This is a genomic window from Candidatus Kapaibacterium thiocyanatum, from assembly GCA_001899175.1.
Classification (GTDB): domain Bacteria; phylum Bacteroidota; class Ignavibacteria; order Kapaibacteriales; family Kapaibacteriaceae; genus Kapaibacterium; species Kapaibacterium thiocyanatum.
In genome coordinates, this window is record MKVH01000021.1 from 219,416 (window position 1) to 245,868 (window position 26,453).

23 protein-coding genes are annotated in these 26,453 nt (G+C 58.2%); 17 read left to right on the top strand and 6 right to left on the bottom strand.

Annotated elements, in window-relative coordinates; all coding sequences use genetic code 11:
• The first annotated feature begins 32 nt into the window (after positions 1-32).
• From BGO89_07170 to BGO89_07210, 9 genes are all read left to right on the top strand, one after another.
• Positions 33-3,752 (top strand): hypothetical protein, encoded by a 3,720-nt coding sequence (locus BGO89_07170; protein ID OJX57744.1) that lies wholly within the window; start codon positions 33-35, stop codon positions 3,750-3,752.
• Positions 3,749-4,171: a two-component system response regulator gene (locus BGO89_07175; GenBank protein OJX57745.1), complete on the top strand. Its 423-nt coding sequence runs from the start codon at positions 3,749-3,751 to the stop codon at positions 4,169-4,171. The genes BGO89_07170 and BGO89_07175 overlap by 4 nt, the downstream gene beginning before the upstream one ends.
• Position 4,172: 1 nt before the next feature.
• Entirely contained in the window at positions 4,173-5,156 is a 984-nt protein-coding gene (locus BGO89_07180) for a hypothetical protein (GenBank protein ID OJX57746.1), read from the top strand.
• A 33-nt stretch (positions 5,157-5,189) separates the two neighbouring features.
• A complete protein-coding gene (locus tag BGO89_07185; GenBank protein OJX57747.1) occupies positions 5,190-5,459 on the top strand; it encodes a hypothetical protein in 270 nt (89 codons plus the stop codon).
• A 105-nt stretch (positions 5,460-5,564) separates the two neighbouring features.
• Positions 5,565-6,365, top strand: a complete 801-nt coding sequence (locus BGO89_07190; GenBank protein OJX57860.1) for a Ku protein — start codon at positions 5,565-5,567, stop codon at positions 6,363-6,365.
• The gene (locus BGO89_07195; protein OJX57748.1) at positions 6,362-6,985 is read left to right on the top strand and encodes a 3'-phosphoesterase; all 624 of its coding nucleotides are present in this window, start codon (positions 6,362-6,364) and stop codon (positions 6,983-6,985) included. Before BGO89_07190 ends, BGO89_07195 begins: the two co-directional genes overlap by 4 nt.
• Complete coding sequence (locus BGO89_07200; GenBank protein ID OJX57749.1) at positions 6,972-7,919, top strand: hypothetical protein; 948 nt, start codon at positions 6,972-6,974, stop codon at positions 7,917-7,919. Before BGO89_07195 ends, BGO89_07200 begins: the two co-directional genes overlap by 14 nt.
• Positions 7,916-8,872 (top strand): hypothetical protein, encoded by a 957-nt coding sequence (locus BGO89_07205; protein ID OJX57750.1) that lies wholly within the window; start codon positions 7,916-7,918, stop codon positions 8,870-8,872. The genes BGO89_07200 and BGO89_07205 overlap by 4 nt, the downstream gene beginning before the upstream one ends.
• Before the next feature lie 55 nt (positions 8,873-8,927).
• Positions 8,928-9,821 carry a hypothetical protein gene (locus BGO89_07210; GenBank protein ID OJX57751.1) on the top strand — a complete coding sequence of 298 codons (894 nt, stop codon included), beginning with the start codon at positions 8,928-8,930 and terminating at the stop codon, positions 9,819-9,821.
• Positions 9,822-9,829: 8 nt separating this feature from the next.
• Here the strand turns inward: BGO89_07210 and BGO89_07215 are convergent, their stop codons facing one another.
• The 4 genes from BGO89_07215 to BGO89_07230 all read right to left on the bottom strand — a co-directional run bounded on the left by BGO89_07215 (position 9,830) and on the right by BGO89_07230 (position 15,794).
• Complete coding sequence (locus BGO89_07215; protein ID OJX57861.1) at positions 9,830-11,125, bottom strand: carbohydrate porin; 1,296 nt, start codon at positions 11,123-11,125, stop codon at positions 9,830-9,832.
• Positions 11,126-11,271: 146 nt separating this feature from the next.
• Positions 11,272-11,931, bottom strand: coding sequence for a hypothetical protein (locus tag BGO89_07220; GenBank protein ID OJX57752.1), 660 nt, complete (start codon positions 11,929-11,931; stop codon positions 11,272-11,274).
• Between the two features lie 90 nt (positions 11,932-12,021).
• The gene (locus BGO89_07225; protein ID OJX57753.1) at positions 12,022-13,041 is read right to left on the bottom strand and encodes a hypothetical protein; all 1,020 of its coding nucleotides are present in this window, start codon (positions 13,039-13,041) and stop codon (positions 12,022-12,024) included.
• Between the two features lie 74 nt (positions 13,042-13,115).
• A complete protein-coding gene (locus BGO89_07230; GenBank protein OJX57754.1) occupies positions 13,116-15,794 on the bottom strand; it encodes a hypothetical protein in 2,679 nt (892 codons plus the stop codon).
• Between the two features lie 172 nt (positions 15,795-15,966).
• Here BGO89_07230 and BGO89_07235 point away from each other — a divergent pair, with 172 nt between their 5' ends.
• Positions 15,967-16,875, top strand: a complete 909-nt coding sequence (locus BGO89_07235) for a hypothetical protein (GenBank protein ID OJX57755.1) — start codon at positions 15,967-15,969, stop codon at positions 16,873-16,875.
• Here the strand turns inward: BGO89_07235 and BGO89_07240 are convergent.
• The gene (locus BGO89_07240) at positions 16,872-17,522 is read right to left on the bottom strand and encodes a hypothetical protein (protein OJX57756.1); all 651 of its coding nucleotides are present in this window, start codon (positions 17,520-17,522) and stop codon (positions 16,872-16,874) included. The genes BGO89_07235 and BGO89_07240 overlap by 4 nt on opposite strands.
• 99 nt (positions 17,523-17,621) lie before the next feature.
• On the opposite strand from BGO89_07240, the gene BGO89_07245 reads away from it, so the two are divergent.
• The 7 genes from BGO89_07245 to BGO89_07275 all read left to right on the top strand — a co-directional run bounded on the left by BGO89_07245 (position 17,622) and on the right by BGO89_07275 (position 24,421).
• Entirely contained in the window at positions 17,622-18,329 is a 708-nt protein-coding gene (locus tag BGO89_07245) for a hypothetical protein (protein OJX57757.1), read from the top strand.
• A gap of 58 nt (positions 18,330-18,387) precedes the next feature.
• Positions 18,388-18,828, top strand: coding sequence for a hypothetical protein (locus BGO89_07250; GenBank protein ID OJX57758.1), 441 nt, complete (start codon positions 18,388-18,390; stop codon positions 18,826-18,828).
• 68 nt (positions 18,829-18,896) lie between these two features.
• Positions 18,897-19,151, top strand: a complete 255-nt coding sequence (locus BGO89_07255; GenBank protein OJX57759.1) for a hypothetical protein — start codon at positions 18,897-18,899, stop codon at positions 19,149-19,151.
• Positions 19,144-19,509 (top strand): hypothetical protein, encoded by a 366-nt coding sequence (locus BGO89_07260; GenBank protein ID OJX57760.1) that lies wholly within the window; start codon positions 19,144-19,146, stop codon positions 19,507-19,509. The genes BGO89_07255 and BGO89_07260 overlap by 8 nt, the downstream gene beginning before the upstream one ends.
• A gap of 525 nt (positions 19,510-20,034) precedes the next feature.
• Positions 20,035-21,564 carry a hypothetical protein gene (locus BGO89_07265; GenBank protein ID OJX57761.1) on the top strand — a complete coding sequence of 510 codons (1,530 nt, stop codon included), beginning with the start codon at positions 20,035-20,037 and terminating at the stop codon, positions 21,562-21,564.
• 15 nt (positions 21,565-21,579) lie between these two features.
• A complete protein-coding gene (locus BGO89_07270; protein OJX57762.1) occupies positions 21,580-23,139 on the top strand; it encodes a hypothetical protein in 1,560 nt (519 codons plus the stop codon).
• Between the two features lie 49 nt (positions 23,140-23,188).
• A complete protein-coding gene (locus BGO89_07275) occupies positions 23,189-24,421 on the top strand; it encodes a diaminopimelate decarboxylase (protein OJX57763.1) in 1,233 nt (410 codons plus the stop codon).
• 120 nt (positions 24,422-24,541) lie between these two features.
• Here BGO89_07275 and BGO89_07280 read toward each other — a convergent pair whose 3' ends face one another.
• Positions 24,542-26,296, bottom strand: a complete 1,755-nt coding sequence (locus tag BGO89_07280; GenBank protein OJX57764.1) for a 16S rRNA (cytidine(1402)-2'-O)-methyltransferase — start codon at positions 26,294-26,296, stop codon at positions 24,542-24,544.
• Between the last annotated feature and the right edge of the window lie 157 nt (positions 26,297-26,453).

Here is a 26,453-nt window from a genome sequence, read left to right on the forward strand (position 1 = left end):
TGCGTTCCTACAACATCCAGCAGTGATCAGCGATGATAGGTAATGTTATCCGGAGACTGACCGAGAGCAGCCATACCGGCTCGATACTGATGAACGCCAGATTCGACATCACGTATCGAAGTCCATTGGCGATACGTATCGGCGATGTCATCGTGATGGACCCGGAGATACGCGAGGCCATTTCCGACTCCATCATCCCGTTCACCCACGACTTTCATGGGACGGATACCGACGGCCATGCGATCTGGGTCGAATGCACGTTCAACAACATGCTGCACGAGCCCGGTATCGAAGCCATCGTCTGCTTCATCAGGGACGTCACCGACCGCAGGAGGGCGGAGGACGAGCTGCGGCAGACGGTTCAGGAACTGTCGGCATACAAGCATGCTCTCGATGAATCTTCGATCGTGGCCATTACCGACCAGAAAGGGGTCATCAAGCACGTCAACGACAACTTCTGCAGGATATCGAAGTATTCCAGGGAAGAACTGATCGGCCAAGACCATCGGATCATCAACTCGTCCTATCATGACAAGGACTACATACGGGAGCTGTGGACGACCATCGCACGAGGTAATATCTGGAAGGGAGAGCTGAGGAACCGAGCCAGGGACGGAAGCCTCTACTGGGTGGATACGACCATCGTTCCATTCCTGAACGAGAACGGCAAACCCTATCAGTACATCGCCATCCGCTCCGACATCACGGAGCGGAAGCTCGCCGAGATAGAACTCGGGAAACGGGCCGATCTGATCGAGAGCCTGCTCGAAAGCATCACGGACGGTTTCATCGCGGTCGACGACGATATGCGCTATACCTACGTCAACAAGACGATCTGCGAGATGGTGGGGCTCCCTCCCGAGGCTATGCTCGGTCATCGGATGTGGGACCTCTTCCCCGATGCCGTCGGGTCGGCGACCTACAACACGATACAGGAAGCGCTCACCGAACGCCGCTACACCAGCAACGAAGACTACTATCCACCGCTGAACCTGTGGCAGGAGAACAGGGTCTATCCGACCGGCAAGGGACTCTCCATCTTCATCCGCGATATCAGCACCAAGAAGGAAGAAGAACATCATCTCAAACTCCTGCAGTCCGTAATCACCGGAACGACCGATGCCGTGATGATCACCGAAGCGCATGCGGCCGATGGGGAGACAGCCCCACGAATCGTTTACGTGAACGACGCATTCACGCGGATGACAGGATATCCGGCTGACGAAGTGATCGGCAGGTCGCCGCGCATTCTGCAAGGCCCTGACACCGACAGACAAGAGCTTGCCAGGCTCCGGCAGGCGATGAGCGAATGGCAGTCCTACGAATGCACGGTCGTCAACTACAGGAAGAACGGTGAAGAGTTCTGGATGAACATGGCCATCAGTCCGGTCGCGAACGAGAAAGGCTGGTTCACGCACTGGATCGCCATCGAGCGGGACGTTACCGCCAGCAAGAACAAGGAACTGCAGAAATCGCTGATGGCCGAACTCGGGATCATCTTCAACGCCAATGAGAATCTCGGTATCGCCTTGCATGACGTCCTGCGCCGGCTGGTCTCGTTCGGACCGATCACCTCGGCGGAGATATGGCTCGTAGGCACCGACACGGAAAAGATCAACCTGGCGGCGGAAACGGTACGTGAAGGAACGGAACCTACCGCCTTCGATGGAGAGACCACGGCCAGACATCATGCGCGCGGCGAAGCACTCGTCGGCGCCGCATGGGCCACCGGCGACATCCAGACATGGTATGATGCGGAAGGACGATCCGCGCATGCGGTCCCGCTCCATCATACCGATGACATCGTCGGTGTGCTGGTGTTCGGCCTGTCGTCGAAGGGGAACGTAACGGACTCTCTCGCGGCCCTCATGAAGAGCGTCTGCACCTTCCTCGGACCGGAAGTCCGTCGCAGACAACTGGAACAGGAGCTCTATCAACTGTTCACGCTGACGCCCGACTCCATCTGCATCGCGGGCACGGACGGATATGCGAAGAGACTGAATCCGGCATTCTGTGCGGTCCTGGAGTACAGTGAGGCCGAGTTACTGGCTTCCCCCCTTCTATCGTTCGTCCATCCCGACGATCGGGAACAGACCATCGCCGCTCTTGGTGAACTGGGCGTAGGCAAGCCCGTTCCCTACATGGAGAACCGCATGGTCACGCGGTCGGGTGCCATCCGATGGATGGCCTGGACAGCCACGCCACTTCCGGAAGAGGGCCTCTTCTTCAGCGTCGCCAAGGACATTTCGTACAAGAAGGAACTCGAGGATCTACTCCTGAAGGCCAATACCCTGGCGCGGATCGGCAGCTGGGAGGTCGATCTCGTACGGCAGACCATCTACTGGTCGGATCTCACGAGGGAGATTCATGAAGTCGGGCCGGACTTCACACCTGACATGGAGAACACGACAGCCTTCTTCCATGAAGGTGAGGACAGGACGAGAATCGTACAGGCCTTCACCGATGCAATCGAGCACGGAACTCCGTTCGATGTGGAACTCGAGATCACTACCGGCTGCGGCCATACGAAATGGATCAGGGTCAAGGGCGAACCCGAATTCAAACTCGGGGCCTGCGCACGGATTTACGGCAGCTTCCAGGACATCGACGATCGCAAGAAAGCCGAGCTGGCCGCCCTCCGCGCCCTGGAAGAGAGGAATACCATTCTCGAGAGCATCGGCGACGCCTTCTTCGCCGTCGACATGGACTGGACCGTCACCTACTGGAACAACACGGCATCGAGAATAGTGCAGGTGCCGAGGCAGGACGTCATCGACAAGAGACTGTGGGACGTCTTTTCAGCCGATAGCAATCCGCTATCCTACAGTATGTACAGTCATGCGATGCGGACGAAGCAGGCCGTCCACTTCGAGGACTACTACGCACCTCTCAAGCACTGGTACGAGATCAGCGCCTATCCGTCCGCACGCGGTCTCTCCGTCTATCTGAAGGACATCAGCGATCGCAAGGCGTCGGAGATCCGGATGACAGAGCTGAACGAAAGCCTCGGCAGGCAAGCCAAGGAACTCGCCATCTCCAATGCCGAGCTGGAACAGTTCGCCTACGTCGCATCGCACGACCTGCAGGAACCGCTCCGTATGGTGACGAGCTTCCTGACGCAGCTCGAGAAGAAATACGGCGACGCGATCGACAGCAAAGGCAAACAGTACATCTATTTCGCCGTGGATGGCGCCAAGAGGATGCGACAGATCATCCTCGATCTTCTCGAGTTCTCGAGAGTCGGACGCACCGTCAACAAGAGAGAAGCCGTCGATCTCAACGAACTCGTCGGTGAAGTCGAAGGCCTGCACAGGAAGCAGATCGACGAGTCCGGAGCGACGATCGAAATGACTCCCTTGCCCGTCCTCATGTCCTATCGCGCCCCGGTACGCCAGGTCTTCCAGAACCTGATCAGCAACGGTCTGAAGTATCAATCTCCCGGCAACCGCCCCGTCATCCGCATCACCTTCGACGAAACGGATACGCATTGGAGCTTCTCCATCTCGGACAACGGCATCGGAATCGACGGCGAGTACTTCGACCGCATCTTCATCATCTTCCAGCGACTGCACAACAAGGATGAATATTCGGGCACCGGCATGGGACTGGCCGTGACCAGGAAGATCATCGAAACATTGGGAGGAACGATATGGGTGGAATCCGAACCAGATAAAGGAAGTACCTTTTCATTCACCATCTCGAAGATCGATCATCCCCGTGCGGGACAGAATCACGAAAGCGATACACCATGAAATCGATACATATCCTCCTGATCGAAGATAACGAAGGTGATATTCTTCTGACGACGGAGGCCTTCCAGGAGAGCAGGATCGTCAACACCATCTCCGTCATCAGGGACGGGAAGGAAGCCATCACCTTCTTCGAGCCGACGTCGGAGCCGGAGAAACTTCCTGACCTCGTCCTGCTCGACATCAACCTTCCGAAGAAGAGCGGGCATGAAGTGCTCATGCATATCAAGACGACGGAGCGCTACAAGCACATTCCCGTCATCATGCTCACGACATCGTCATCGGAAAAGGACATCCTCAAGTCCTACAACAACTATGCGAACTGCTTCATCACGAAGCCCGTCGAAGTCGCGGATTTCATGGATGCCATCGACAGGATAGAGGACTTCTGGATCAACATCGTTTCCATTCCGAAGAGATAGCATGCCGGCGGATAGCAGCAAATACAGGGTGCTCGTCATCGAGGACAATCCGGGGGACTACGTCCTGGTCGAGGACTTTCTGTACGAGCAGATCGAAGCACCCACGATCACCCATGCGGAGAGCTTCGAGAAGGCGAGTTCCATCCTCACGAAAGATGGCCAACGATTCGATGTCGTCCTGCTTGACCTTTCCCTGTCGGACAGAACGGGAGAAGGCCTCATCCACGATATCGTCGGCTTGTGTCCCGACATTCCCGTCATCGTACTGACGGGGTATGCCGACTTCGCCTTCGGCGTGAAGTCGCTTTCGATGGGAATCGCCGACTACATCCTCAAGGAAGAGCTCACCGCACTGATCCTGTACAAGAGTATCGTCTACAGTTCCGAACGGAGAAGGATATCGTCGGCACTGCTCGAATCGGAGCATAAGTACAGTGAGCTCTTCCACCTCAGCCCACTGCCCATGTGGGTATGCGATTGCGGCACCCTCAAGTTCATCGACGTCAACAATGCCGCGATCAGGCACTACGGCTTCAGCCTCCAGGAGTTCCTGGACATGTCGATCGCGGACATACAACAGATCGGAAGCATGCCGGAAGCGATGCCCTCGGATCCCGGATTTCCCGAACGCTACATGCAGGGAATCGTCGATCATCGGAAGAAGAATGGCGAGATGATCCGCGTGGACCTTCGGAGCAATGCCTTGCAGTACAAGGGCACGTCATCACGGATCATCCTCGCGAACGACGTCACGGAACGACTGAACTACATCAATGCCATCGAAGCCCAGAACAGAAAGCTCAAGGAGATAGCCTGGATGCAGTCCCACGTGATACGCGCTCCACTGTCGAGGATCATGGGCCTGATTTCCATCATCCGCGACTCCAAAGGGTCCACCGAAGAGCGCGACGAAATGCTCGGCTATCTGATGACCTCGGCGCACGAACTGGACAAGGTCATCAGGAACATCACGGAACTGACGTGATATCGTCCGATCCGTGAGTGACCGGGAAACACGATGCGAGTCCCGATCGGGAACATTCACGCGATACGTCGTTTCAGACGTGGCCACCATGATGGAGGACCGACCATGGCAGTGAAAGGACAGCTCAGACAACCGACATCGCCCATGCCGGCCCAGCATCAGGAGAAGCCCGGCATGGAGCACAGGATGAAGCCGCACCCGAAGTACATAGCCCCGGCCTTCGTCTTCTTCGCAAGCGAAGCGGACCGCAGCTTCATCACCGGCGAAGTGCTCGTGCTGTACGGCGGAACGACGATGGGATGACGTGGAACCTTTCCCTATGCATCGGGTAGCACCGTTGTGCGCGATAGCCGGACGCTTCGCGTTCCGCCGTGATCGACGTTCACCACGATGCGAGCAGGAGGTATCATGAGAGCTCTATGGTCCGGATCGATTTCATTCGGCCTCGTCAAGATTCCCGTCAAGCTCCTCAGTGCCGTGAAGGAACGGGAGCTGAGTTTCGATCTGCTCTCGAAGAAGGATCACTCCCCGATCCGCTACAAGCGCGTATCCGAATCCACGGGCAAGGAAATCTCCTACCAGGACATCGTGAAGGGATTCGAATACTCCAGGGGACGCTACGTCATCGTGACCCCGCAGGACTTCACGAATGCGAGTCCGGACAAATCGCACAGTATCGACATCCTCCAGTTCACGTCATTCGACAGCATCGACCCGATCTACTACGACAAGGCCTACTACCTCGTTCCCCACAAGGGTGCGGAGAAGATCTACCATCTTCTCTGGAAGGCTCTGAGCAAATCGCAGACCATCGGCATCGCCGAGTTCGTACTCCGCACCAGGGCACACCCCGTAGCTCTCCGGCCCTGGCACGACGGAGCGCTCCTGCTGCACCAGATGCACTACGCCGGTGAGATAGGAAGCATACCCGGTTCCATACCCGACTCCGACAGAACGTCACCCAAGGAACTATCGCTGGCGATGAAGCTCGTAGAATCGCTCTCGAAGGAATTCGATGCCGCCGCGTTCAAGGATACCTACACGGCGAAACTGAAGCGTGTGATCAGGGCGAAGGCGAAGGGCAAGACGGTGACCATCCACGAACGGCCGAAGAAGGAACGCGGCAAGGTCATCGACCTCATGGAAGAACTGAAGCTGAGCCTGACGGAGAACAAGCCACGATCGCCGCAACGGAGGAAGACCGGATGAGCCTGCGCACCTACACGAAGAAGAGAACCTTCACGAAGACCCCCGAGCCGCAGGGAGCGGTCGAGCGCAGTCACAAGGCCCTCCGCTTCGTCGTTCAGAAGCATGACGCCTCCCGGCTTCACTACGACTTCCGTCTCGAGCTGGATGGCGTGCTGAAGAGTTGGGCCGTTCCCAAAGGACCGTCGTTACGTCCGTCCGACAAACGGCTGGCCGTGATGGTCGAGGATCATCCCTACGACTATCGCACGTTCGAAGGTGTCATCCCCGAGGGCAACTACGGTGCAGGCACCGTGCTGGTCTGGGATGAAGGTACCTACGAGCCCGTCGAGGCCGCGGGCAAGAGCATTCCGGCACAGCAGACCGCCATGAACCATGGATTGCGGGAAGGATCGGTCGTGATCGAGCTGCACGGCACGAAACTCAAGGGCGCATTCTCCCTCGTCCGCATGCATGGCAGTGGAGGCAACAACTGGTTGCTGGTCAAGAAGGACGATGACTACGCGAAGGACATCGACGTCACGAGAAAGACGCGATCGGTGATCAGCGGCAAGAACCTCGACGAAGTAGGAGGAAGGAAACGCCGGAAACCCAGCCATACGGCACGAGATGCGAAAGAATGATCCATATCCACGGGCGATACGTCCCATGCTGGCGACGCTCGTCGACGGGCCCTTCACGGACAGGGACTGGGTATTCGAAATCAAATGGGACGGATATCGTACGATCGCCATGGTGAATCACGGCAAGGTTCGTCTGCTGTCGCGCAACGCGCAGGTCTTCACGGAAACGTTCGCACCCGTCACCGCTACGCTGGATGGTCTCCGTCACGACGCCGTCATCGACGGGGAGATCGTCGTACTCGACGACATGGGACGCTCCCGTTTCCAGCTGCTTCAGACATGGAAGAAGACGGGTCAGGGAACGCTGGTCTACTGCGCCTTCGATCTGTTGTGGCTCGATGGGCATCGCCTCGACGCACTCCCCCTCCTCGACCGGAAGGAACTGTTGAAGACCGTTCTTCCCGGGAATCCGACGATCATGTATTCGGAGCACGTCCCCGAACGGGGCGAGGACTTCTTCAGAACCGCCAGGAAGAGCGGGCTCGAAGGGATCATGGCCAAACGCAAGGACAGCGGCTATCACGCAGGAATCCGAAGCAGGGACTGGCTCAAGATCAAGACCCACGCACGTCAGGAAGTCGTCATCGCCGGATACACGGAAGGGCGCGGATCGCGCAAGCACTTCGGGGCTCTCGTTCTCGGCGTCTATGAAGGCAACGACCTGATCTACGTCGGTCATACCGGCACCGGATTCGACGAAGATACGCTCGAGGATGTCCAGGCGAAGCTGCATCGGCTCGAACGGAAGACATCTCCCTTCGATGACGTGCCCGTCACCAATGCACCGGTACGGTGGGTACGCCCCACGCTCGTTGCGGAAGTGCGATTCCAGGAATGGACCAACGACGGCGTCATGCGACAGCCCGTCTTCCTGGGCCTCAGATCGGACAAGAACGCGCACGACGTCCGTCGGGAGCGTGTATCATCGACATGAAGAGGACCGTCATGACCGCACCCCATGCATGGATCAGCGAGGATGAAACCACCGTCACCCGTACCGTCAATCGTCATGAACTTTCGCTGACCAACCTCACGAAGTTCTACTGGAGGCGTGGTGGTATCACGAAGCGGGATGTCCTCGAATACTATCACGCGATATCATCCTACGTCATGCCGTACCTGAAGGACCGGCCACAGTCTCTCCTGCGTCACCCCGAAGGAGCCGAGCGAGCCGGCTTCTACCAGAAGGACGTGAAGGGAAAGGTCGCCGACTGGATGCGGCTCCACGTCGACTACAGCGAGTCCACGGGCAAGGACGTGCACTACCTCGTGTGCGAAGACAAGGCCACGCTCCTCTATATGGCGAACATGGGATGCATCGAGATGCATCCATGGCATTCGCGTGCCGACCATCCCGATCATCCCGACTACTGCCTCATCGATCTGGATCCCCTCTCCATCGGATTCGACAAGGTCGTCAAGACGGCACTGGTAGTCAAGGACGTGCTCGACGACTGGAAGATCGCATCCTTCTGCAAGACGTCCGGTGCGACTGGACTGCACATCTACATTCCATTGGGTGCGCGATACACCTACGCCCAATCGCGGCAGTTCGCGCAGGTCATCGTTACCGCTGTCCACGAACTGGCCCCGTCGATCACGAGTCTGGAGCGCGCACCGGCGAAGCGTCGACGCAAGGTCTATCTGGACCATCTGCAGAACGGTCAGGGACAGACCGTCGCCGCTCCCTATTCCCTTCGTGCCCGTCCTGGGGCCCTGGTATCGACGCCCCTTCACTGGGAGGAAGTCCGTAAAGGGCTGGATCCCGGCCGATTCACCATCACGACCATCTTCGACCGTCTGAAGGAAACGGGAGACCTGTTCAAACCGGTGCTCGGAAAAGGCACGAATCTCGACAGATTCCTGCGGAGCAATGGTCATCAGTAGCGGTTTCCATAGTTTGGGCAAAAGTCCTTCCACACCATTCCATCCCCTGACCACGATGTTCCGCACCATCCTGCTTCTCGGTTTCGTTCTCTTCCTCACGCACGATCTGACGGCGCAGAAAGGCGAAGCTCGGCGTCAGATCGCGAAGATCATCCAGTCGTCGAATGCGAAGGTCGGCGTCTCCGTGCTCGGCCTCGAGGACAGGGATACGCTGGCGTTCGACGGGAAGGGACACTATCCGATGCAGAGCGTCTACAAGTTCCCACTGGCGGTGGCCGTACTGCACGAGGTGGATCGTGGGAAGCTCTCACTCGATATGAAGATCCATGTCCGGAAGAAGGACCTGCTCCCCGATACATGGAGCCCGATGCGGGACAAGTATCCGAAGGGCGAGATACACCTCACCCTGAGCGAGATCCTCCGATACACGGTATCGCAGAGCGACAACAACGGATGCGACATCCTGTTCCGCATGCTCGGCGGACCGGCCAAGGTGGAGGCGTACATCCGCAGTCTCGGCATCACCGGTATGGCGTTCGCGGCTACGGAAGAGGAGATGCACGAGAGGCCGAAGACGCAGTTCTCGAACTGGTGCGAACCGGAGGCAATGGTGAAACTGCTCGACATGTTCCATGGCGGGCGTATCCTTTCGGAATCGAGCAGGAAGTTCCTGTGGAATGCCATGGCGGAAACGTCGACAGGACCGGACCGGATCAAGGGACTTCTCCCGCCGGGCACGACAGTGGCCCACAAGACGGGATCCTCCGGCAGGAACAGCGAGGGTACCATCCACGCCCTCAATGACGTCGGTATCGTCGTGCTTCCGAAGAACAGGCACGTCGCCATCGTCGTCTACGTCTCGGACTCGCACGAGGACAACGACACCCTGGAGAACGTCATCGCCAGGATATCGAAGATCGTCTGGGATTATTTCTCGGCGAAGAAATGATGCCGGCCCTACAGCTCCACATGTAGTCGTATCGCTCCGAGATCGACCGGACCGCGATCGGCATTGTAGGCAGGATTGGAGATATGCTGCCAGTCGATCGATAGCGATGCCCATTTCATGATGCGCAGCGTGTAGAGAAGCTCGACGATGGTTTCCGGACGATAGTCGAGTGCTCCGTCTCCGATGAAGAAACTGATTCCACCCCTGGCCAGGTAGTCGCGGCGCTCCTGCGAGAGCGCATTACCGACGATGCCGACGAAGAGTTCGTCCTCAGCCCGACCCCATGATGTCCCCTTGATCCTCGCACCTGCGGAGATGGAACGATCGATCTCCGTGAATGCATAGGTCTCGGTCTTTCCATCCGCCCAACTGGCCCGCAGAAAGACGCCGATATCGTCGGCTACGGCTTGTTCGATGTTGAGTCCGAAGCCGAACTTGATCTGTTCGGTCGTCCGGACCTTGCCGATATCCGGCGGCTCTCCTGTCTTCGCCGCAAGGTCCAGTGCATCCTGATACCGCGCCATGATCGCACGGTTGCGGAAGGCAAGCACGCGTACCGCTCCCGGACGCCCATCGATCGTATGGCTATGTCCGACCTCGAGCTGATCTCCGTAATGCTTCATGATATCAGGGTCCAGTGCCTGCTGATTCGGCTCGTATGGCTGTATGAAGCGGCCCAGACGGAGCACCCAATCGTCGTGATACCATTCCAGTGCCAGTCCCCACGAGTATCCGCGTGCATCGGCCGCATAGTCGTATGCACCGTGCGTCATCAACGACCAGTTCATGAACTGCGTTCGCGGATCATGACTATAGATATTGTCATCGAAGATATCGAGCGCAGCAAGATTGCCGGCCGTCACCACGAGACGATGGGTGGCCGTCGTATCCGCGAGCTGATTGACATCCGAATCGACGGGAAGCGGTACGTCGTTCAGGGGAATGGTCTGACGCAGGAAGAGCCTGGCCATATAGACCCTGAAGGTCGGGCCTGTGGTTCGGGCCATCTCGCCGTTCGTGAAGCCGCCAAGGCCGAGCAACCCCGAAAGGGCGAGACCACGCGCCGTCTCGATGTTGAGGTAGACCTCCCCTCCCGGCCATAGCCGTAGCCCACCCATGACCGTGGCCGTCAGCGAATAACTCGGTTCAGGGTCCGGCGTCAGACTGTTCGTCCCGGAATATCGTGCCGGGAATCCTGCCTTCCCCTGCCAGATGTACGTCGTCTGGAATCCGGCCTTCCATGTCTCCTGCCCGGAAGTCTGTCCATACGACGACGTGGCTGTCCACAGGAACAGGACGAGGATCGCGATGGGAAGGCGATAGCGAGCGAACATGACGATAGCCGATGCGGAACGATACTGATGGCCTTGGCGAGGGCGGGCAAATATAGCCTGAGCGGCTCCGCCGCAGCTCACTACCGTTCGTTAGAATTCGCTGAGAGCATGTCCTCTCACGTGCTCTTCTTACCTGCTGATTCCAGAACCAGCAACTGCAGGAACAGTTCCGTCATCCGTGTACGCTCCGATTGAAGCATCCGCATGAGAATGGATAGTATCGCCACCAGCAACCCCGCCAGCATCCAAATCTTCGACGGCTGAGCCATTGGGGCAAAGATCCCGAGAAGGATGAGCACTGAACAGGCACATGAGAGCCCTCGATACATACTCTGATACACCGTCAATCTCTCGAACCGCTCCGAATGTCCATCTGTACGGAGGGCAACAACTGCCTCCTTATATCCCATCTTGATGACTACCTGTTGTTCCCGATCCCTTCCATCCGCATTTCGCGGTATACCATATCGGGACTCAAGAATCTTCTTGACTCTTTCCTGTTGCGCCGACGAAAGAAGTTCGGGAGAAGGTGTGTATAACGTGAAACGCACCGGTAATATCTTGTCAGCGAGCCAATCTTTCAGGAACCGCGCCGGTCCTTGAAGGACCATTCCTAACGTGAGTGCAGCCATCGTCAGGACGGTCAAATCTCCTATGGTCATGGATCCAGGTTTTTCTATCACAACCAGATAATCGTACTGATAGACCATGCCTACTATCACGAGTGCCCCCGGAATGATCGCAGCAAGTATCTCGAACAACGTCAGTTGCTTCATGGTGATTTCTCGGTAGTCTGACGGAATAGGATGATAGTGAGCCATATCAGTACAGTAGTATACCGATACTGCTCCTCATACTGAAATATGCTATAGTACCGTCAACGTCTTCACTTGCGTAAACCGGCCCGATGCGTTCTCCACTTCGAGCTGATAGACGTAGGTTCCACTGGCGATACGCATGTCGCCGGATCGGTCCCATTCGACAGCATGCCGGCCTTCATCGAGTCGTGCATCGAGGAGCGTAGCGACGCTCCTTCCCGACAGATCGTGGATGGTCAGTCGTACATGCGACGTACGAAGTAGAGAGAACGCGAACGTCGTATGCTCCGTCACAGGATTTGGGTAGTTCTGCCGCAACACGAACTGACCTCCGGTTTCCGGTTCGAGCTCGGCAAGTCCCGTCGTCGGACCATCGATGCCGATCGTCATCGATCCGTTGTAGCCACCGGTCGTCGTATTCGGAGTGATGCCGAGCATCTCGTACTGAAGATCGCCCGGTGGCGAGGCGAAGACCATATCGGCCGCATTGTTGACGACGGACGTATTCTTCCCACGCCCGGCATACAGGGGCGTCGTATAGACTTCGTCGTTGAGGGCATCCGGGAACGCCATCTGGGATGTGGCGCTCAGGACGGAGCTGAGGAAGACCTGGAAATGGATGTGCGTGATACGTCCATTGTACCATCCCGGATAGATCGTCCTGAACTCCACGCGTCCGTTCGCATCGGTCAACTGGATCCCGCGCATGAAGGTCTGACCTACGGTATTCGAGCCCGGCTGGACATATCCCGAATACACGCCATCCTTGTCGCAATGCCAGATATCCACGCGGGCATTGGCGATCGGAGCACAACCGAGATTGACGTTCACGACGGTCAATGCGAGCGTGAGCGGTACGCCCGGCCTGCCTTCCGTGACGTCCTGTCTGAACTTCGACGCATCCGAACTCAGATCGAGCGGATACGGTCCTGCCGTCTCGTTCGGAATCAGGATACAGTCCACACCGGGCGGCTTCGGTGGTGTGGCATGGATCACGGTGGGTCTCCATGGTATGACCGATCCGATTCCGGCCAGACCCAATCCCTTCAGGAAGTCGCTTCGTTTCATCGTTGCCTCCGTGAGTATCCGCAAGCAAGGCGTATGGTCGTATCGTTCCGTTACAGGAACCTGTCGAGGATATACTATCGGCCGACGATGATCGGCATCGTCATACGATTCCGTCCGCTGCGAATCTGCAGAACATAGCAGGAAGGTGCAACGTCACCGACGTACAGGGCGTCCGGTCGGCTGCCGTCGTTCACATACCCTGCGTCGTACCGCCATTCCCTCACGGTACGCCCCGTAACGTCCATCAACGTCGCCGTTTCCATCCCGGCAGGCAGTATCGAGGACGGGATGACGGTTCCGACGATACGACTTCCATGGGAAGCGATAGCCTCTGCGTCCGGAATCGACACCGTCCTGAATACCGCAGCTTCGAGAGGTATGCGGATGGACTCCTCGAGGTTAACGGCACACACGATCGTATCCCGGAACGTTCCTTCCATCGCAGATGCGACGCAGTACTCGATGGTTCTGGCTTCGCCTGGACGGATCTCATAGGGAAGCGCGTCGATCTGCGCGAACGGCAAGGCGAACGGATCGGCAAGGCCGTCGAGAGATGTGACGATCAGATTTCCCGTACCCGTATTGGCGATCTGTACCTGTGCGCATTTGCGTTCGTTCACGAAGTACGTTCCTGACATCGTACCGGAATACATCGGAGCGGGAGATACGAAGTCGGCGGTGACGACGATCGGGAATACCGTTCCACGTATGCGAACGAGCAGGGTATCGGTCGAGACCCCATTCCGCCTGGGGCCGGAACCGCACATGATGTCGAAGTGAGCGGACCCGTTTCCTGCTAACGTCATCTTCGTCAGCGTCGTCCCGAATATTCCTCCACGGGCGAAATGAACGTCGCTGACGATCATGGGTATATCGGTCGGATTGTGCAGTTCCATCCTCGTCGTCGGATGCATCAGCGGATATACGATCCCGAAGTCGACGGATTCCGAACCGAGCGGCGAAACGACCTTCGGTACCAGTTTCACGACTCTCCTGTTGCCGGCCCAGTCTCTCGCTTCGAGCGACATCGAGTCCGGCGCTTCCGGATCACGCCATCGTACGGAGAACGTCGCCTTCATATGTTGCTCCGTCATTCCGTAGATACCATGGTCACCGACGATCGACGTCGTGGTAGTACTATCGGAGACGGGTCTGCCGATGAAGGCCAGGCCCGCTCCGACGTCCTGTACGCTGACGTCCCATCCGGTGCCGGTCTCCACCGCTTCGATCGACGGCGGCACGATATCGTCGACGTCAGTGCGGCGTTCCGCCCCGCCCATCGGCCAGCCGTAGGCATTCAGTTCACCGTAGCCGTAGATGTATCCTCCGACGTCGATGCTGTCGTTACCATGGACGGTATACGATCCGGGCTTCACCTTGAGCCGGAAGCAGTAGAAATCCGTTCCCGGAATGGCGGTGTTGGCCATCTGTTGCGGGAACAGGTCCGCATGATTCCACAGGGGTACTCCATTGATGCGGATCGAACGGAGATGGGCCTGACGGTTCGCGGAATCTCCCTTCACCTTGACGACGAAGGTGAGGAAGTGATTCGTGAAATCGGACAGCATCGGAGTCTGGAACAAGGCCGACGACACGAACTGCTCTTCGGGCACGAGTGCGATCATGAAGGGATCGAGGAACGCATCCCCGTCGAACGATGCCGAACAGGAATACTGCAGTACCTGGATCGGTGCATCGGCTTCCCAGACCGAGATGCCATCGATCAACTGCACGGGTTTGTCGCTTTTCCTGATATCGACGAAGTCTCCGGCCTTCAGAAGATACAACGTATCGATTCCGGTCTGCACCTTCGTGATCACGTCATACCATCGCACGATGGTCGTCGTATGCCCCTGCGAAGCCACGACACGGAAATAGTCTCCCCGTCCGCCCTTCGGTGTACTCGTACGTGCGAACGGTACGGATACGTAGCGCTTGCCCCACGACGAAACGGGAACACCCCACTCGACGAGATGGTTCCGTCCGTTTCCGTTCACGAGCTCGCTCGGAACGGCCGTCCGCATGTGGAAGTTGATGAGGCAGACAGGCTTGTTGGATCTGATCCTGGTCCCTGTAAGGTCGAAGGCCCCCTTCGTCGTGGCATTGCCGTGGACCATATAGGTCTGTCCCTTCTTCATCGCGACACCGAGCGTCTGTCCTTTGTTGATCGCACGCCCGGTCGACGTTCTGCCGCCCAGTTCACCACCCGTGCCACGCAGATCGATTTCGACATCGGTACCATCCTGCGACGCGACGATGACGAAGCCACCCGCCCAGGGCTGTAGTTCCCTGAAGTCGTAGAATGCGGTAACGACGTGGTCGGTTCCCCACGTATGTACCGGCCTGGCCAGATAACCGTCGGTAGAATATCCTTTCGAATTCAGGACGTAGACGACGATCGGGCGTTCGGCCGTGATCCGTATACCACCGTTCTCCACGGTTTCGGCGTTCCGCAGTTCCCAGCCCCAGTTCGTACTGCCGTCCTCGTCGGCAAGCGTAAGGGTACCGCCGGCCTGGACCGTTCGCAGCAGGGTACGTTTGGTCCGCATATCGTAGATACGCACCTCCGTCTCGTACCGCGACGCGATATAGATCTGCAGGGCCGTCTTCGGATACTCGACCATTTCGTTCGGAGGGATGGCGATCCAGAAGTCCACTCCTTCGCTCCCGCTCTCGAGGAGGTCGATATCCGGTTGCGCCTGCAGCGTACAGGTCGAAAGGATCAGGAGGATCGTCGCAAGGACATGCTTCATGATGGAGCTTGTACATGATTCTTCGTCTCGCATCCACCGGCGAGACACCGCAATATGCCGGTCTATCGATGTAAAGCCATATGACCCGTCATCGTTACAGATACGGGTTTTCCGGCCCGGCAGGGTCGCTCATTTTCGTATGTTGGCACGTTCATTCACGGAGATTCAATCCATGGCGCCGGCGATCCGTTATGCACTGGCCGTTCTCATCCTGTGTTCGATTGCTTCTCCCCTCATGGCACAAGGGAAACCTGGGGCCTGGCCGTTGAACCTCAAGCCCGGCATGACGTCGGAGAAGGTTCTCGGTCTGCTCGAAGACCAGGAGATCAAGGTCCAGTCATCGTCACCGACGAACATCGTCGTCGGACCGCGAACGGTCTACGGAAGGATCTGCGAACGCGTCACCATCCTGCTCGACGCGTCGAGTGCAGTGGAGCGAACCGACGTCCTGTACAAGATCACCGGCAACATCAAGCGCGATGCCCAGACGGTGGAGGGCCTCGTCGGTGAACTGACCACGGCCTTCGGTGCACCGGAGAAGAACAACGACTATTCCTATACGTGGTGGGCCGGTAACGAAGCACCAGCAAGCATCGGCGTCGGTGACGACGAGAAGCAACTCGTCGTTTCCCTGTTCAAGCTCGCCAACGACTCGGCGGCAGCGGCCGAAGCGGAAGAGGACAAGAAGGTCCGTTTCCCCTATGGCGTCGAACCCATGTCGACAAGAGCCGATGCCGAGAAGGCCGTGAGGAACAATGGCGGACTGATCACTTCCACCGAAGACGACGCGATCTACATCGGCAAGGGAATATTCTGGAACGTGAATTCCACGGGTGGTGTCCTGCTCGTCAACGACCAGGGCTTCATCCATGCCTGCGAATTCACCATGGAGTTCGAGAACGAGGATCAGCGCTTCGCCATCACCGACGCCATATCGATCAAGATGAATCGCATGTACGGCGCAGGAGATACGACGCCCGAGGGAGGACGCGTGTGGTACAAGGGTGAGACGGCCATCGCCAATCTACGACTGCCGGATGACAACACGCTGGTCCTTACCATCGCGGCTGCGACGCCCTAGTTCCTGCTCTGATCGAAGGCCTTGAGTGCCAGGTCGAGCCTGAACTCCATCTCTTCATACGTCGCATATCCTTCGGCAAGGATCATGGCCTGGTCATCCTTGATGAGGATGACCGTCGGGAACCCCGAGATCCCCATCGACGATACGAAGGCGAATTCTTCGTCGACCATTACGGCGATCTGCTCGTCATGCAGGGTGGTCAGGAATTCGTCGACATCGAGACCGTATTCTTCGGCGAGCGCGGCGAACGTCCCGTCGTCGACGATGCTCATACCGTCGCGATAGATGGCCTGTTGCAACCGATGGGCGAAGTCGACCGCCCGTTCGGGATCGAACGTCTTGAACGTCATCAGCGCCTTCGCTCCGGGCACGGAATCCAGAATGGCGGTCCCTTCTTCGAGCACGCCGCCCACGTAAGCCGTGCCGAATACGGCACCGGTCGATTCCTCGATACGCCGGTATGCGTCCCTCAGGACCTCCACCCTGTCTCCCACCGTACCCACCCGTTCACCTACGACCATGCCTCCGGCCATCACCTGGATGTCGACACGATCCGACCATATATCCTGCACCCGTTGCATGACGGGTCCGAAGCCATAACACCAGCCGCAGAGGGTGTCCTGAAGATAGAGGAGCGTAGGTTTCATGTCACAAAACTACGACTACCGTACTAATGCCGTAGTACGGCATTATCACACTTCTCCGTAGGTTGGCACACGTAGTTTATACGTAGTAATTTTGGATTTATGGAATCTCATACGATATCGACGTGCGAGTCCTGCGGATCGAGAGTGCATTCGACCTTCGCTGCACTCACCGTTCTGGAAACGGCCGAAGTGAGTTCCAGCAAAGCCTGTCATCGGTACGAGCGGGGAGTGACGGTATTCAGGCAGGACGAGTTCGCACGTGGCTTGTATTGCATCCATCATGGTCATGTGAAGGTATCCCGTACCGGACATGACGGGAGGGAGCAGATCCTTCGTTTCGCAGGTCCCGGTGAACAGATCGGCTATGCTTCGCTCATCACGGGCGAGCCGTATACGATCAATGCCACGGCCGTCGAGTCGTCGTCGGTATGCTTCATACCACGGGAACTTATCTTCAACCTGATTCGTGAGAACACGCATCTTGCATTGCGATTCATGCAGGCCATCTCGCACGAGCTCGACGATACCGAACGACGTGTCGTTGAACTCGCCCAGAAGACCGTTCGCGAGCGCGTAGCGGAAGCACTGCTGGTACTCAGGGAAACGTTCGGTACAGACGACGACGGGGAAACCATCCGCATCCAGTTGACACGCGAGGAGATCGCGGATATCGTAGGTACGGCACCGGAAAGCGTCATCCGCATGTTGAGCGAACTGAAGCACGATCAAGTCATCGAAACGGCGGGCCGCAACATCAGGATCAAGAACCTCAGATCCCTGATCCAGACGGCCAATCTTGCACAATAAGCAGGCAGCCTGACAAAAGTCATAGGACACCGTTGTCCGCGCTGCGCAGTTTCGCATCATGAATACCGATCATATGCAGCAAGTACAGGCGTTGCTTCTACGCGAGGTCCAGTATACGTCGATGCTCCATCGGATACGCGAGACGCTGGACCATCTTCATCCCCGTCTGGATCCGACCGATGCAGGACAGGTATCGACGCTTTCCAGCAGCATCGATACGTTGCTGGACGATACGGAAACACGCAGGGAATTCGAACACGTGTTCGCGGCCATGCATGGAACGTTCCTTTCCGATCTCGCCAAGGACTTCCCGACCATTACGGTGGCCGAGATGCGGCTGTGCGCCTTCCTGCGATTGCCCCTTTCATCGAAGGACATCGCCGACATCTTCCATTGTTCCGTACGCAGCATCGAGAAACATCGCGAACGTCTGCGGAAGAAATTCGGCCTGCTGCCCGGCGAAAGTCTGACGACCTTCCTGACGGCCCGGGGACAATAAGCAGGCCCCGAAATCTTCGTAGATTGAGCTCCGGAACGTACGATCAACTCCAAAGTCCTGGTCCAGTCATGGCAAAACAGCCCTTGCGCACCGCCGCTAAGTCGAAGACAACGTGGAACTTCCCCTGGAACAAGCGCCAGTTCATCCTGCTCGGTGCCGGCGTCGCCGTCATCATCGTGGGCTTCCTGCTGCTGTCGACCGGCATGGGCGGTAACTGGGATTCTCCGCTGGCCGTCGCGGTCGCACCGGTGGTACTCGTCATCGGATTCTGCGTCGTCGTTCCCTATGCCATCCTCAGCTCGGGCCCGCCATCCGGTGAATAAGGCGGCCACGATAGATCGCCTTTCGAGGAAGATCCGTCCCGACGACGAGGCACGCATCCTTTCCGCGGCCTCGCGAAAGATTCGCGCCAACATCACCCATCTCCATGCCTTCGGCTCGCTGCTGAAGAACGTCCGTCTGCTGTTCCGCATGTTGGGCGACAAGCAGTTCCACATGACATGGGCGACGCGCGGCATGATCCTTGCCGCCCTCGTCTACTTCGTGCTTCCCACCGACGCCACACCCGACTTCATCCCCCTCATCGGATACCTCGACGATACGATGATCGTAGGCTTCGTGATCAAACGCCTGGCTACCGAGATCGAACGGTATCGGGACTATCGCGAAGACAGGGGCTGAGTCTTTCCCGCGTACGCAGCGTATCCGTCAGGTATCGACCATTCCGCCGACCGGCATCGTCTCTCACCGACGCCCTCATCAATCACATATCGACGAATGCGGTTCCGTTCCGATCGATCAAGGTCGGATAAAGGTTCGCCGACGACCGAATGTCGCACAGGTATTACGGCCATCGTCGCATGGCATATACATCAAGACCATACATCACATACGTCGACTCGTGTAACTCCGGCACAGGCAGCCATGTCATGCATGTATCGATTCCATTCCTCCTATCGCTGGAATCCCAGATACGATCAGGCCTGACAAGGGTCCAGGGCAGACATTCCACGTGCGCCGAACGGCGCCATCCGCATTCATTCTGTCGCTCTTCATCGTCGACGATGAGTACATGGATACGACACGAGGCAGGTCGCGATAAGGATTTCGGGCATATCCGTATCGCCATCATCAAGGTTCCGTCAAGGTGGCCACCACCTCGCCGATGTGTAGAATAGCATATCACTCATACATTCAGGCGATCATATGCTTGAATCACTCCCACACGGGCAATGGGATCACCGCCGTGCAGCGCATCTTCTGCGCCGGATATCGATCGGCGTACGACCCGAAGAGATCGCCGTTCTCGCGTCGATGCCGTTCGACGACGCCATCGACCATATCCTGAACCCACTGTCGATCGACTTCGATGGCTATCGTCACCTCACGCATGACGACGTCGTCAGCGGAGTATCACCGATCGACGCTCCCGAATGGCATGCATACTTCAGGGAGAAGAATCTTCGCTACGGGGATGTCCGACGATGGTGGATCAGAACGATGCTGTCCGAAGGTACATCCATACAGGAACGCATGGTCCTGTTCTGGCATATGCTGTTCACGACGTCGATGAACGGTGCGCACTACGCCGAGCATGTCCTCGATCAGAACCTCTTCATGCGCGACAACTGCCTCGGCGATCTCCGCGCCATGGTCGACGGCATCACGCACGGCACGGCGATGCAGATCTATCTGGACGGTATCCGCAACGAATGGCATGACTGGTTCGACGGCGTGAACGAGAACCACGCACGCGAGCTCTTCGAACTGCAGACGCTCGGCATTCCATCGGATATCTCACCCGCCTATACGCAGGGCGACGTCGCCGAAGCCGCACGGGCCTTCAGCGGATGGAGGCTGGACGAGTACTGGAAGGATAACGGCAATGGTGTGAGGACGCTCTACAGGAAGCGGAACACCGTATGGCGCAAGGACCATTGGGACTATCGGCACAAGGCCGTCTTCGGCAGGACCGGTCCATGGAACGGCCACGACGTCGTATCCATGCTCTTCACCGAACGCCCCACGCACGTGGCACGGCATATCTGCAGAAGGATTCTGGCCGAATTCCTCACCGCATCGCCGGACGAACGGCTGGTGGACGCGCTCGCACAGCACCTGATCGACAGCGGCTGGTCGATCGGGTCGACGATGCGCACGCTCTTCCGAAGCGGTGAATTCTACGCACCCGGATACAGGATGGGACTGGTCCGATCACCGATCCATCTGCTCGTCGGTACGCTGCGCACGATACGCACGACCTATATCACCGATCTGGACGACGCCGACGGACGGAGCGAGAACGATCTGCTCGATCGGCTATCGTCCATGGGGCATCTCATGTACGACCCGCCGAACGTATCCGGCTGGGCCGGTGGTATGGCATGGCTCAGCGCCGCATCCGTTCCGACGCGCATCGACCTCTGCCGGCGTATCGCCCTCGGAGAAGTCGAGTTCAAGGACTATGCAGGCGGGAGATATGTCTATACCTACGACGCCTATGCACTTGCCTCATCTCTTGCCGATCCATCGGACCTCGAAGCCCTCGTCCGCGCCACCGCTTCGTTCTTCCTCGATACCGTCGATCCTCACGTATGCGATGCGCTGCGTTTCGCATTCCTTCAGGGCGCTTCATCACCGGAATGGTACGCGGCACAGGATGATCCGACGACGGATCGAAGGCTCCGTCTCGGATTCGCCACCGCTCTCGGTTCACCCAGATATCAATTGCACTAATCCGGATACATCGTCATGCATCGCAGAACCTTCCTCAGGCACATGGCGGCCACAGGCCTGGCCCTGCCCGGACTCATGAACGGCACCGTTTCGGCACTGGCCTTCTCCGATGGCCGCCTCGGCCATATCACGACACCGGATCGGGACTGCGATCGTATCCTCGTCATCCTGCGCATGTTCGGCGGCAACGACGGGCTGAATACGATCATCCCCGTATACGACGATGAATACTATCGAGTCCGACACCGAACGTCCCGGTACGACCTCTCCATTCCTGCCGAGGCGGCATTGCCCATACCCGGCAACAACGATCATCGCTTCCATCCTGCGCTCGGTCCGATGCTCGATCTCTACCTCGAGGGCAAGGTCGCCATCGTCCAGGGCGTCGGCTATCCCGACATGAACCTGTCGCACTTCCGGGGCAACGACATCTGGTTGTCGGCCAGCGATGCGGACGTGTTCGACGACAGCGGCTTCATCGGCCGATTCCTCGAACGGCGATATCCCGACTTCCCCGTCACGCTGCCCGATGCACCCTATGCGATCGAGTTCGGATCGGTCGTCGGTCGTCTCGCGGAGGGACGGCATCACACCATGGCCTTCCCGTACAACGACCGCACACGCATTCCACGCGATGCGGGAATACGCATCGGCGACGGAACGCAGGCGGATCGTCTGGAAGCGACCATAGAGAAACTCCTGCGTCATGGCTCATCGTTCCATGGCACCATCGACCGTGCGTTGCAGAACGTTCCGGGCAATCTCGTCGATACCTACTATCGGGGTGACGGCTATCTCGGACGCGCACTCGCACTCACGGCTCGTCTGATCAGATCGGGCCTCGGGACGCAGGTCTACATCATCCATGCTGGCCAGTTCGATACGCATCACGACCAGCAGCGCGTCCATGCCCAACAGCTCGACGAACTGTTCACGAACGTCCTCGCCTTCCAGCGCGAAATGGAGGCGTCCGGTCAGGACGAGCGCGTCTGCATCATGCCCATCAGTGAATTCGGGCGTCGCGTGGAGCCTACGGGATCGGGTACCGATCATGGAACGGCGGCACCGACCTTCCTCATCGGGGGTGGCGTACGGGGTGGACTCTACGGCACGGCCCCATCGGTACGCGATCTCGACGCCGACGGCAATCTCAAATGGAACGTCGATTTCCGCCAGATCTACGCCTCCATCCTCGCACAGTGGTTCTGCGTACCGAGCACCGAGGTCGAGAATCATATCCTTCCGCGCTACTTCCAGCAACTTCCCCTGTTCCGGCATGCCTTCACCGAACCGATCCCCATCAAGGTACAGCGCGAGACGCCGGCACCCGAACTGCAGCTCCATCCGAATCCGGCGCTGGAGACATTGCGGATACGTATCGGCGGGCTACCGGAATCGGCCGATGCCGACGTACGCATCTCCGCACTGGATGGCCGTCTGATCTCGTCCGGCCCTGCCGTCCTGGCGAACGGAACATGCACATGGGACGTGAGCAGGATTCCGCAGGGCGCATACGTCGTGCTCGTGAGCACGGCTGGCATGGCACTCGCAGGTCGACTGATCATCCGCCGATGACCCTTCCTGATTAACTTTGTCTTTTCCCCTTCAATGCACCTGTCGTTTTATGAACCTCGTGAATGGACAATACGAGATCGGTGGAATTCCGGTCTCCGACATCTGCGGTATGGCCGGCCTTCCCGTCTACGTGTATGACACGGCCATCATCGCACGGCAATACCACAGGCTGACGTCGGCCTTCTCCGGCATCGACGTAAGGATCCAGTACGCCTGCAAAGCGCTGACCAACGTCAACATCCTGAAGTTCATAAAATCTCTCGGTGCAGGTCTCGACACGGTTTCGATCCAGGAAGTCGAGCTGGGTCTCCATGCAGGCTTCAGTCCCGACGAGATCCTCTATACCCCCAACTGTGTTTCGTTCGAGGAACTACGCCGGGCCGCCGATCTCGGCGTCCACATCAACATCGACACCATCGGCGTACTCGAGCAGTTCGGTCATGAATACGGCGACCGTATCCCGGTATGCATCCGTGTGAATCCGCATATCATGGCCGGGGGCAACGAGCGCATCTCCACCGGTCACATCGATTCCAAGTTCGGCATCTCGATCTATCAGATGCGTCACGTCCAGCGCATCGTGGCATCGAACGGCATCCGCGTCAACGGCCTGCATATGCATACGGGCAGCGACATCCTCGATGCCGACGTCTTCCTGCAGGGTGCGGAACTCCTGCTCGATATCGCGGAGTCGTTTCCGAATCTCGAGTTCCTCGACTTCGGCAGCGGCTTCAAGGTACCGTACAAGCCCGACGACATCTCGACGGATATCGAGGATCTCGGCAGGAAGCTCACGGCCCGCATCGCAGCGTTCAACCAAACGCGCAGCACACCCGTGGAAGTATGGTTCGAGCCGGGCAAGTTCCTGGTGAGCGAGGCAGGTACGTTCCTGGTGTCCGTGAACGTGATCAAGCAGACGACGGCGACGGTATTCGCCGGCGTCGATTCGGGTCTCAACCACCTGCTGCGTCCGACGCTCTACAACTCCTACCATCATATCGTGAACGTCAGCAATCCCGAAGGCACACCACGTATCTACACTGTCGTGGGCTATATCTGCGAAACCGATACGTTCGGATGGGATCGTAAACTCAATGAAGTTCGCGAAGGCGACATTCTCGCATTCAGGAATGCCGGTGCCTATGGCTACATGATGTCATCCAACTACAACTCGCGCTGCAGGCCTGCGGAAGTGATGGTACACGAAGGCAAGGCATCGCTGATCAGACGCCGTGAAACGCTGGATGATCAGTTGCGGACGCAGATCGACGTTCTGCCCTGACGTTGCGGCAGAAGTCGATCATCGAAGAAGGCCCTCACGGCCGGGGTCGGCCGGAAATACGTTCGATCGTCTCCCATTCCTGTTCCGATCCGGCAATGGATCGGCAGGAGGGAGCAGCGATCAATCTTCGGACTCAGGGCGCTTGCGACGGCTGCGCATCTTCCGTTCGGTAGGCTTCTTCTGTTCGGTGAAATCGGACTTGATGAACATCTCGGACGTATAGACCTTCGTACGTCGTTCGTCCGCCACTGCACGCTTCTTTACCGGCGGGAAACCTCCGTTACCGGCGGCACGGCTTCGCTTGGCTGGACCACCTGCCGCGCGGCCGCCGCCATAGCTGCGTCCACCGGCACGGTTGCCACGTCCACTACGGTCGTCGGGATATCCCGAAGCATACTGCGGATCGTAGTTGGGGTCGAACTGCGGATTGTACGGACGATTGGCGCCGCGTTGCTGCGGACGTGCATTCTTCTGCTGGCGACCACCAGGTCCTTGCGGGCGGCCTGCGGACTGGGAGCGTCCCGGTCCTGGTCCGCCTTGCGGGCGACGGCTTCCCCCTGCACTACCCTGCGGGCGGCCTGTCGATGCGGCCTTGCCGCCCTGACGTCCGCCACTGACTCCAGCTCCGGCCTGGGTACGTCCCTTGTTCTGCTGGGGGCGTCCTCCGCCCTGCGGACGGCCATTCCGGTCGGCACTCCGGCCATCCCTGTTGTCGCGGTTATCGCGACTGTCACGTCCGTAATCCTGTGGCGGGCGGCCTCGTTGCGGACGGTCTCCGCGGTTGCTGCGCTCACCCTGTTGACGACTTCCGGGACCACCGTTGCGGCCACCGCCTTCGTATCCATTCCTTTTTCCCTGAGCAGGGCCTCCGCCCTGTTGTGCACCGCGGCGTCCGTCACCCTGTCGGGAACGGCCTTCCTGCCGGTGCGGACGGTTGGGCGACTGGTCATACTGTGAAGGTCCGCCACCGAAGCCGGTACGCGGGTCGTAGGACGAGGGAGCTACGTAGGGATAACCGTCATCATCCATTTCCGGTTTGGTCGGTCGGGCCGGCCGGCCGTTGATCGGCCTTGATTCGTTCGTGAGAGGCTGCCGGGAATCGTTCCGGGCGTCACGACGCCGTCCCTGCTTGTTGTCCTTGCGCGGGCGGCCTTTTTGTTGAGGCATAGCGATATTGGTATGTTGTTGTGCGGCGGCCGCAGTGCCCTGAAAGCAGACCACGAACTCGCCCTTGAATGTCTTTTCCGTGAACTTTTCGGCCAGTGCCGCGGCCGTACCGTAATGATGCGATTCCGACGGCATGGTAAGGTTGCAGCCGACGTAGGTCGGGCGCTCCGGCATCACGACCGCCGCCGAAGACAGAAGCTGCCGTAGTCTGTACGGGGCTTCGAGCAGGATGACGGTCCTGGGTTCTGCTGACAATGCCCTGAGATCCTCGATCCGTTCTTCCTCGCCGCGCCGTACGAATCCTGCGAAGAGGAACGATGCCGTATCGAAGCCGCTGCGTACGATTGCGGTGAGGATACTCGACGCACCGGGGACGACTTCGATACCGATTCCTTCCTGCAGACATCTACGAACGAGGCTGTGTCCCGGATCGGCCAGCAGCGGCGTACCGGCATCACTGATGAGGGCGACCTGCCGGCCTTCACGAAGTTCGGCGACGACGTCGTCGATGGCATCGTCGTTCGAGTGTTCGTTCAGCAGCAGTAATGGTTTTTCGAGATCCAGCGTCCTCAGGAGGCGCTGGCCTTCCTTTTCCTCTTCACACACGACGGTATCGGCCGCGCCCAGAGCTTTGATCGCACGTAGGGTGATGTCGTCCGCATTCCCGATCGGAGTGGATACGATGAGGAGCGTTCCGCTCGCAGTCATATAGTGACGATGTCCCTTTTGGAGGGATCCGGCCTGGGATCCAGGCCCGACATTGTTGATTCTTGCAGGAGGGTATATCGCCGGTATCCGTCGGATGCTGGTTCAGGACTCAGCATCCCTGCGATCGAGAGAAACCTTACCGGCGCAACTGTTCACC

What these genes read in the sequence shown, in the direction of transcription:
- BGO89_07170 (OJX57744.1), top strand. Translation starts at nt 33, where the DNA reads ATGATAGGTAATGTTATCCGGAGACTGACCGAGAGCAGCCATACCGGC.
- BGO89_07175 (OJX57745.1), top strand. Translation starts at nt 3,749, where the DNA reads ATGAAATCGATACATATCCTCCTGATCGAAGATAACGAAGGTGATATT.
- BGO89_07180 (OJX57746.1), top strand. Translation starts at nt 4,173, where the DNA reads ATGCCGGCGGATAGCAGCAAATACAGGGTGCTCGTCATCGAGGACAAT.
- BGO89_07185 (OJX57747.1), top strand. Translation starts at nt 5,190, where the DNA reads ATGCGAGTCCCGATCGGGAACATTCACGCGATACGTCGTTTCAGACGT.
- BGO89_07190 (OJX57860.1), top strand. Translation starts at nt 5,565, where the DNA reads ATGAGAGCTCTATGGTCCGGATCGATTTCATTCGGCCTCGTCAAGATT.
- BGO89_07195 (OJX57748.1), top strand. Translation starts at nt 6,362, where the DNA reads ATGAGCCTGCGCACCTACACGAAGAAGAGAACCTTCACGAAGACCCCC.
- BGO89_07200 (OJX57749.1), top strand. Translation starts at nt 6,972, where the DNA reads ATGCGAAAGAATGATCCATATCCACGGGCGATACGTCCCATGCTGGCG.
- BGO89_07205 (OJX57750.1), top strand. Translation starts at nt 7,916, where the DNA reads ATGAAGAGGACCGTCATGACCGCACCCCATGCATGGATCAGCGAGGAT.
- BGO89_07210 (OJX57751.1), top strand. Translation starts at nt 8,928, where the DNA reads ATGTTCCGCACCATCCTGCTTCTCGGTTTCGTTCTCTTCCTCACGCAC.
- BGO89_07220 (OJX57752.1), bottom strand. Translation starts at nt 11,931, where the DNA reads ATGAAGCAACTGACGTTGTTCGAGATACTTGCTGCGATCATTCCGGGG.
- BGO89_07225 (OJX57753.1), bottom strand. Translation starts at nt 13,041, where the DNA reads ATGAAACGAAGCGACTTCCTGAAGGGATTGGGTCTGGCCGGAATCGGA.
- BGO89_07230 (OJX57754.1), bottom strand. Translation starts at nt 15,794, where the DNA reads ATGAAGCATGTCCTTGCGACGATCCTCCTGATCCTTTCGACCTGTACG.
- BGO89_07235 (OJX57755.1), top strand. Translation starts at nt 15,967, where the DNA reads ATGGCGCCGGCGATCCGTTATGCACTGGCCGTTCTCATCCTGTGTTCG.
- BGO89_07240 (OJX57756.1), bottom strand. Translation starts at nt 17,522, where the DNA reads ATGAAACCTACGCTCCTCTATCTTCAGGACACCCTCTGCGGCTGGTGT.
- BGO89_07245 (OJX57757.1), top strand. Translation starts at nt 17,622, where the DNA reads ATGGAATCTCATACGATATCGACGTGCGAGTCCTGCGGATCGAGAGTG.
- BGO89_07250 (OJX57758.1), top strand. Translation starts at nt 18,388, where the DNA reads ATGAATACCGATCATATGCAGCAAGTACAGGCGTTGCTTCTACGCGAG.
- BGO89_07255 (OJX57759.1), top strand. Translation starts at nt 18,897, where the DNA reads ATGGCAAAACAGCCCTTGCGCACCGCCGCTAAGTCGAAGACAACGTGG.
- BGO89_07265 (OJX57761.1), top strand. Translation starts at nt 20,035, where the DNA reads ATGCTTGAATCACTCCCACACGGGCAATGGGATCACCGCCGTGCAGCG.
- BGO89_07270 (OJX57762.1), top strand. Translation starts at nt 21,580, where the DNA reads ATGCATCGCAGAACCTTCCTCAGGCACATGGCGGCCACAGGCCTGGCC.
- BGO89_07275 (OJX57763.1), top strand. Translation starts at nt 23,189, where the DNA reads ATGAACCTCGTGAATGGACAATACGAGATCGGTGGAATTCCGGTCTCC.
- BGO89_07280 (OJX57764.1), bottom strand. Translation starts at nt 26,296, where the DNA reads ATGACTGCGAGCGGAACGCTCCTCATCGTATCCACTCCGATCGGGAAT.